Annotated in this window: 13 protein-coding genes; all 13 read left to right on the top strand. The window is 38.1% G+C overall.

Annotation, left to right across the window (positions count from 1 at the left end):
- Positions 1-282, top strand: a 282-nt coding sequence (locus HR065_RS00315) for a hypothetical protein (protein WP_178733930.1), incomplete at its 5' end; no start/stop codon positions are given.
- Between the two features lie 232 nt (positions 283-514).
- Positions 515-1,489, top strand: coding sequence for a hypothetical protein (locus HR065_RS00310; protein WP_178733929.1), 975 nt, complete (start codon positions 515-517; stop codon positions 1,487-1,489).
- Between the two features lie 178 nt (positions 1,490-1,667).
- The gene (locus tag HR065_RS00305) at positions 1,668-2,066 is read left to right on the top strand and encodes a hypothetical protein (RefSeq protein WP_178733928.1); all 399 of its coding nucleotides are present in this window, start codon (positions 1,668-1,670) and stop codon (positions 2,064-2,066) included.
- A 32-nt stretch (positions 2,067-2,098) separates the two neighbouring features.
- Positions 2,099-2,479: a hypothetical protein gene (locus HR065_RS00300; RefSeq protein ID WP_178733927.1), complete on the top strand. Its 381-nt coding sequence runs from the start codon at positions 2,099-2,101 to the stop codon at positions 2,477-2,479.
- Between the two features lie 73 nt (positions 2,480-2,552).
- Positions 2,553-2,909 (top strand): hypothetical protein, encoded by a 357-nt coding sequence (locus HR065_RS00295; RefSeq protein WP_178733926.1) that lies wholly within the window; start codon positions 2,553-2,555, stop codon positions 2,907-2,909.
- Positions 2,910-2,980: 71 nt separating this feature from the next.
- Entirely contained in the window at positions 2,981-3,487 is a 507-nt protein-coding gene (locus HR065_RS00290; protein ID WP_178733925.1) for a Panacea domain-containing protein, read from the top strand.
- An 80-nt stretch (positions 3,488-3,567) separates the two neighbouring features.
- On the top strand, positions 3,568-3,729 hold the full coding sequence (locus HR065_RS00285; RefSeq protein ID WP_178733924.1) for a hypothetical protein: 162 nt from the start codon (positions 3,568-3,570) through the stop codon (positions 3,727-3,729).
- 19 nt (positions 3,730-3,748) lie between these two features.
- On the top strand, positions 3,749-4,252 hold the full coding sequence (locus tag HR065_RS00280) for a Panacea domain-containing protein (RefSeq protein ID WP_178733923.1): 504 nt from the start codon (positions 3,749-3,751) through the stop codon (positions 4,250-4,252).
- Positions 4,253-4,281: 29 nt separating this feature from the next.
- Positions 4,282-4,788: a Panacea domain-containing protein gene (locus HR065_RS00275; protein ID WP_178733922.1), complete on the top strand. Its 507-nt coding sequence runs from the start codon at positions 4,282-4,284 to the stop codon at positions 4,786-4,788.
- Between the two features lie 25 nt (positions 4,789-4,813).
- Positions 4,814-4,981, top strand: coding sequence for a hypothetical protein (locus HR065_RS00270; RefSeq protein ID WP_178733921.1), 168 nt, complete (start codon positions 4,814-4,816; stop codon positions 4,979-4,981).
- Between the two features lie 77 nt (positions 4,982-5,058).
- Entirely contained in the window at positions 5,059-5,721 is a 663-nt protein-coding gene (locus tag HR065_RS00265) for a DUF2963 domain-containing protein (RefSeq protein WP_178733920.1), read from the top strand.
- A gap of 119 nt (positions 5,722-5,840) precedes the next feature.
- Positions 5,841-7,226, top strand: a complete 1,386-nt coding sequence (locus tag HR065_RS00260; protein ID WP_178733919.1) for an ATP-binding protein — start codon at positions 5,841-5,843, stop codon at positions 7,224-7,226.
- A 228-nt stretch (positions 7,227-7,454) separates the two neighbouring features.
- Complete coding sequence (locus tag HR065_RS00255) at positions 7,455-7,730, top strand: hypothetical protein (RefSeq protein WP_178733918.1); 276 nt, start codon at positions 7,455-7,457, stop codon at positions 7,728-7,730.
- The last annotated feature ends 322 nt before the right edge of the window (positions 7,731-8,052 follow it).

The following is an 8,052-nucleotide window of genomic DNA, read 5'->3' as shown; positions in this document are numbered from 1 at the left end:
AACCACATCAAAGACTACCGCCCCCAATCCCACAACCGCACCAATAAAACCACCTACCACCACCTCCGCACCCGCTCCGGCAGAAAAATCACCTCCGCGGAACGACAACAAGCCCACCACGATTACAAGGACGCTCAACAAGCCTATCAACAAGCTCTCCAAATGTATCAATCCGTAGAACAAACCGTCATAAAACGAAGAAAAAAGAAAAAAACCATCCTTTGGTCTAGCATCCTCATCACCACCATCCTCATCCTCATCACCATCTTATACAAACGATAAACCACCAACAATCACCCCAAATCCACAACCCCCTCCATCCAACAAAACACAAACACACGCCCCGGCAAATAAAATCAACACCCAAAAAACAATCAAAACCCCAAATCCGCACAACAATTCCAACACACACCACGCTCAGGCAAAAACACAAAAAATAATAATAAAACAACCCACCCCAAGTCCGCAACCGACTCTAAACTACGAGAAATATAAAATTCAAGGAGAATAAAAAATGCAAAACAACAAAAAAACATGGTTAACAGTAGCAGGAGTTACAGCAGCATCCGCGACATTAGCATTAGTCGGCTGGTGGATGATGAAAAGTCCCAAAATCGAACAAGTCCAAACAACAACAGAAACACAAACAGAACAAACAACAACCCAAAATGAAGGACAACCAGAAAACAAATCCCAGACAAAAGAAACAACAAACAATGTAGAAAACAAAAATTACGATTCTCAATTAAACGCCGTGAAAGAACAATTAGCCAACGTTCAAAAAACACTTGACAAAATGAATAACAAAAAACCCGTAGAAAACAAAAATTATGATTCTCAATTAAATGACATGGCAACAAAATTAACAAGCGTCCAAACAACAGTTAACAACATATATGAATCAATGGAAGAAGTACCAGCAGTACAACCAGCAACAGCAAACACTGCAACAGTACAATCTCAAACATCAAACAACAACGTTGAAACACAAAACAACAACGCTAATGTAGAACAACCTGCAACAGCAAACGTTGAAACAGCAAATACTGCAACAGTACAACCAGCAACAGTACAACCAGCAACAGAACAACCAGCAACAGAACAATCTCAAACACAAAACAATGAATCAGTAAACAACAACATTAATGGAGAACAATCTCAAACACAAAACAACAATGTTAATGCAGAACAACCTGCTCCGGCAAATGTATCAAACAACAACGTTGAAACAGCAAACACTGCAACAGTACAACCTGCAACAGAACAATCTCAAACAGCAAACACTGCAACAACAAACGTTGAAACAGTAAATAACAACGTTAACGGAGAACAATCTCAAACACAAAACAACAACGTTAATACAGAACAACCTAAATCAGAAACAAACACGGAATCACAAACAAACAGTGAATCACAAACAAAATCTGCAACAGAACAATCTCAAACAGCAAACACTAACTCAGAATCAAATCCAAAAAACAACCAATAATCCCCTCTTCCCAAACATAAGGTCCTTCTACAAGGACCTTATAAACAAAAAATCAACAATTCTCTCCCCCAACCCAAAGGAGGTCGATCACCTAAAATCAACAACAACCAAACACCCCACGCCCCGGCATCCCACACAACTTACCCCAAACAAAAACGAAAAAAGGAGGCACAACAAAATGCCAAAAAAACAACCACCCAAAAAGAAACCCACTCCAAGAAAAACCAATTCTAAAACAGCCATCCCAAACATGAAAAAATCTATTTGCGGACGCATTTTAGAAACATTAGCTTATATATCCATCATTTTACATTTAATTTTATATGTTTTAGTTTTATACCGCGACCAAAAATTACCTTTTTTGTCATCAAAACCAAACAGCGGTATCACTATCGTTCCTATCTCAACCACCAACAACAATACCAACGATATTAAACCTACCGAAGAAAAACCAACATCAAAATCCGACAACCCTCCAACTACCAAAGAGGACGACAAAAAACCCACTTCTGACAACGCCAATGGAAAAATAGAACTAATATATTTACCTCGAACAGACAACAAAAACCAACGTTAACCCAACATCAAACAAATAAAGGAGAATTTAAAATGAAAAAAAACCAAAATACCTTCTATCCCAACGGTAAAATCAAAACCGAACATCTCCCTGACGGCGACACCAAACATTATTACCCTAACGGCAAAATTAAAAAAATCGCCCAAAATAAAAATAATTACATCATTTTTTATAACAATCCTCTTAATTCCATCAAAAAACGCAAAACCATCGGCGGACATGTTATCGAATCACATCCCAACGGTAAAATCAAAAAAATCACCTTTCAAAATGGTACCATGGAATATCAATCTCCCCGAGGACGCCTTACTAAAATAATTTATCCCGACGGTTTGGTTTGTAAATACACACGCTCTGGCACCAAAAGATGTTTTTACCTTCCATCCAACACCACCCCAAACAAAAAACAATAATTGCTTAAATTTCTAACAAAACATCATAAAAAAACTCTGAACCAACAAAATAAAAATAAAAAAGGAGAAAAAAATGGAACCTTACTTTTTATACGCCATTTCTTTAACAACCATCATGTTAGCCATCATAACTTTCACCATTACAATAATCACCGTCATTTCTCAACAAAACAACACTTTAAAACAAGAATTAACCCCCCTCTTTCAAGAATTAGGAAAAGAAAAAACCTTTCAAGGAATAACAGAAAAATTAGATATTAAAATAAATACCTTTCAAAACAACATCAATTTCATAATAGAAACCCAATTCACAAAACTACAACAACATCTTTCTCAAAAAGAAAAAGAAACAATCCAAGAAAGAAACCACCAATTACAACAAATTTCCAAAACAATAACCACCAAAATCCAACCCAAATCCAACAAATAACAAACAACCACGTTCAGGCAAATAAAACAACTCACATCAATAAAACAAACAAAAAAAGGAGAAAACAACAAATGACATCCGTCCTCAATATCTTAGATATCGCGAATTACATCATCGAAAAAGCAGCAGAAAAAGAAATTAAAGATCTAACCAATTTAAAACTCCAAAAACTAACCTACTACATTCACGCTCAATTTTTAATAGACAATTCTAGCGATAAAACCAATTTAAAAACGATCACTGATGATGTTTTTGAAGCCTGGCCTTACGGACCAGTTTGTTCTTATTTATATTTTGAATTCAAAGAATATAAACGTAATCCCTTGAAACCCCACAAAAAAGGCAATTCTAGCAATTTAAAGGAGCCCCAATATAAAGCACATAAAAAAGCCATCGATCAAATTATCAAATTATACGGCAAAACTACTCTTAGAAATTTAGCGCGTCAAATCCAAACAGAATCTCCCTGGCGCGATCTTGATATAGACCTCGAATGTTTAGACAATCCCCACATCTCTAATCACCATATTTACCTATACTACCGCGCATTTCCCTTCATCCCCCTCCCTTCAAATTAAAAAAACCCACACAACCCACACCATCCAACAAACACCCAAAATAAAAAACAAAAAATCAAATAAAAAGGAGAAATAATATCATGGAAACTCAACAAATTCTTTCATTGATAGTTTTTATCATAAATACGGTTATTATAACCGAACTTGTCATCGTTACACAATATAGTATGTATCAAATCAAAAAATTAAATAAAAAAATAAAAGAACTCGAAAACACCAACAAACCAACAACAAACGAATAAAAAAGGAAAAAACAAATAAATGACAAATAACAACCCCACACACCACGCCCCGGCAGAGAAAACAACAACCAACATCTTCGATCTCGCCAACTACATCATCACCGTTTCTTATCAACAAAAACACGAAATAAACCATACCAAACTCCAAAATTTACTATATTACGCTCAGGCATACCATTTAATTCAAAACAACCACCAACCTTTATTCGAAGAACCTATTGAAGCCTGGCCTAACTGCCCGCTTATTCCTGATTTATATTTTGAAATTAGAAAATATCCTTTGCAAAAACTCCCACTTTTGCCACAAGCCACCAACAATCCCTTATCCAAAGAACAACAAAAAACCTTGGACTTTATCATCAATCAATTCAAACATAAAACCCCGAAAGAATTAAACCGACAAGTTTGCCAAGAAGATCCTTGGGAAGATCGATTTGGGAATTATGATATATCGTTAAACCGTATTACTAACCAAGATTTAATTGATTATTTTACACCTCGCTTCCCCCGTTATTTTTATTAAAGAAAAAACAAAAAAAAGGAGCACCCAACATGCCATCAACCACCCCCATCGCAACAAAACACAAATCACCACGCTCCGGCAAGAAAACCAACATCTTTGACATCGCGAATTACATCATCGAAAACAACATTTGTCCTATTACCAAAATGAAAATGAATAAAATGATTTATTACGCTCATGCTAAATCATTAGTTGAATATAACGAGCCTCTCGTAACAGAAGAAATGCAAGCGTGGATCTATGGACCTGTTTTTCCTACTTTAACTAAAGTTTTAAAAAAATTCACTTACCAACCAATTCCTATCAACACTATAAAACAAGGCAATTCCAACAAATTAACCGCCCAACAAAAAGCCATCCTTGACACAATTATCCAGAAATACGGCGACAAAAAAGCAAGTTTTTTATCTCATCAAACTCACGATGAATTACCATGGTTAAACGCGTATGACGAACACAAACCTTGGTCGGAAAACGTTATTAATGATGAAGACATCAAAACCTATTTCCACCAACATCTAACCAAAATCCAATAAATCAACCCCCAAGGAGGATCCAACAATGGCGAACAGAAAAATGCCGAAAAGAAGAATTTCCAAATATTGTTCCCCCAAAGGCAGAACTTTCCGTCGTAATTTTAAAAATTATGATGATTTGGAAAGATATGAAAGGCAAACTATCAAAAATATAAATCTAGAATGGAAGATGCGCCGAGATTGGCGCGATTAATTCATCCAACACAACACCACGCTCCGGCAGAGAAAACAACTCTCAAAATAAAAACAAAAATCAAAGGAGACAAACAAATGTCAACAAAAACAAAAAAAATTATTATCCCTATTATTACATCCATCATTATTGTTTTATTAGGTTATTTATTCATCAGTTACAAACAACCTAAAACCAAAATCAGCAAAAAACAAGACGGCACGACAGTCATCACTAACTACAATAAAAACAACAAAAAAATCACCGAAGCAACATACCGAGAAGATGAATCTATTTCTTGGATCACCTACTACGACCCAGAAACAGAAAACACCATCAAAACACACACCTATGCCACCAACGGCACCATCACCCAAGACACCGAATTCAATCCCAAAACAGAAAAATTAACCAAACATACATTTTATTACGACAACGGGCATATCAAAAACAGCACCGAATATAACAACATCACCGGCAAAAAAATGATTTATAACGCATACTTTTACAACGGAACTTTAAACATTCACGAACAGTGGAATCACAAAACCGGTAATCCCATCAAAAGTATCACCTTTCATCACAACGGCTCCTCAGCAGAATTAAACGAATATGACGACAACGGAGACGATATATTAACACTTCATTATAACGAAAACAACCAATTGGAATCCAAAAATGAATATAACCCCCAAACCAAACAAAGAACAAAAACCATCTACAACCCCGACGGTTCCATCAAAGAAATCATCAACAGATAAACCACCACCCCAAAATCAACAACCCAACAACAACGCTCCGGCATCCCCACAACACCCAACAACACCCAACAACCACGCCCCGGCAATCCCCACAACCCTCTCAGAAAGGAGAACAATTCATGTCTAAAAAACCACCCCAAAAAAACAACAAAAAAACCAAATCCAACAAAAAACCCATTCTCATCATCATCACCATCCTCATTCTCGCTACTATCAGCATCCCCGCCTATTTCCTCATCCAACACCTAAACCCTAAAAAAAACCCGCCCTCCCCACCAATCCACATCAATAAACCAGCCATCATCAAACCCACCACCCCCAATCCAGCAAAAAAACCCAACACCAGTCGCCTAGACCAATTAAGAGATATCTTAAAAGACGGTAAAACCGACGAAACAAAATTCCTCTTAAAACAAAACAAAAAAGAGTTAGAGCTCGCCCAATCCCGCAATCACCCCCACACCACACGTTCAGGCAAGCCCTCTTCCCTAATCTCCAAACCACAACCTCCTACCAAAGAAGAAATTCTCGCCCAATTTAACGACTCTACCGAAGAGAACGACCCCGATTATTCCCCTCTCCACCGTTATTACACTCCTGATATCAAATTAATCACGCATGACAAAATCAACAAAGAAAAGAGTTTCAACGATCTAATCGGGATGGAAAAGGAAAAAGAATTATTATCTGATTTCTTATTCAATATCCAAAAACCGACCGTTCTAAAAGATTTCGGCTTTGACCCGCCTACCGGCGTTATCTTCTACGGCGTGCCAGGAACAGGTAAAACTACCCTCGCCCGTGCCTTAGCCGTAGAATCACAATACAATTACATTGAACTAGACGGCACCATCTTCCAAAAATTCGACAAAAAAGGCGGCATCGAAATGATCGATGCCTTATTCTACTACGTCCGCCAATTAGCTCCTGTTATAGTATGTATCGATGAATGTGAAGTCTCAATGATGAACCTCAAAAAAGCCGACGACCAAGCTACTAAAAACATCGTGACCAAATTCAAAAACCAACTAACCTCCATCAACAACGATCCCTCCAAATTAATCTACTGGGTCGGCGCCACCAACCACATCGAAGACATCGATCCTGCCATTTTATCCCGTTTCGACTACAAAGTAGAAGTAAAACCTTTCGACTTAGCAGCACGCAAACATTTCCTCCAAGTATTCACCGACAAAAAGTTAAAAAACCGCACCGCAACCGCAACAGAAATCAAAATCACCCCCGAAGCCAAACGACACCTCAACACCATCGCCGAACATATTGAACCATACGAAACCCTAAAATCCACCCGCCAATTAATCTCCCTCATCAAAAAAGCAGCCATCAACGCCGCCCAACGACACTACCGCACCGAACAAGAACCTACCAAAAAACTAGCTCAAATCACCATCCCCGACCTTGACGACGCCCTAAACACCTACATCGAAGAAGCACAAACCCAAAACCAAATCGCCCAAGACGCCAAACAACCACCCCAAAATTAACAACCGCCCAACATCAAAAACAAAAAAAATATACACCCCACGCTCCGGCATCCCCCTCAACACCCTCCATCCCTCAACCCCCTAAAATAAAAACCAAACCCCAAGAAAACAAACAATAAAACCAAAAATTAATATATAATAATATTAAATCCACAAAATAAAACCACCACGCTCCGGCATTGACACAATGTCAAACAAAAATCAAATTCCAAAAGGAGAATCAAAACAATGTCCCGTCTCAAACAATATCTCAAAACACACCCCAAAAAATTAACCTTTTTCATCATCCTATCTCTCGCCCTCTTATCCGCCATCATCATCACCGCTACCTACAATTTAATCCCTTATTTCCGCACCGCCAAAACAGAAACCTTCCCCATCCCCGTCCAAGCACCTCAACACGAATTAACCTACAACGGTACAACCATCATCAACCTCACTCAACAACAAGCTTTCGACACCGCCATCGCTGATGCACTATCCAACACCCATCCCACCCAATAACAAGTCTTAGATACCATCATCAACGATGCAATCAACAACAAACTCGCCACCCAACAACAAGTCTTCGACGCCATCATCAACGATGCAGTAAAAAACAAACTCGCCGCCCACAATCCTCTATCTTATAAAATTGACGGCAATAAATTATATTTTTACCTCCTTCCTAATGCCGACTAACTTGCAGAAACCTATACCTATAACGGTCTCCAAAGTGATGAATTAATCACCTATATCAGTCTCATTCCACTTAAACCGTATGATTTTGAAGCCGTCCGCGCCCGCGAACAAGCAGAAAGAGAGCGACTAGCCCGCGAACAAGCAG

The organism is Candidatus Phytoplasma pruni, assembly GCF_013391955.1.
Classification (GTDB): Bacteria; Bacillota_I; Bacilli_A; order Acholeplasmatales; family Acholeplasmataceae; genus Phytoplasma.
Note: the sequence above shows the minus strand (reverse complement) of the source record. Positions and strands in the feature narration are given on the sequence as shown.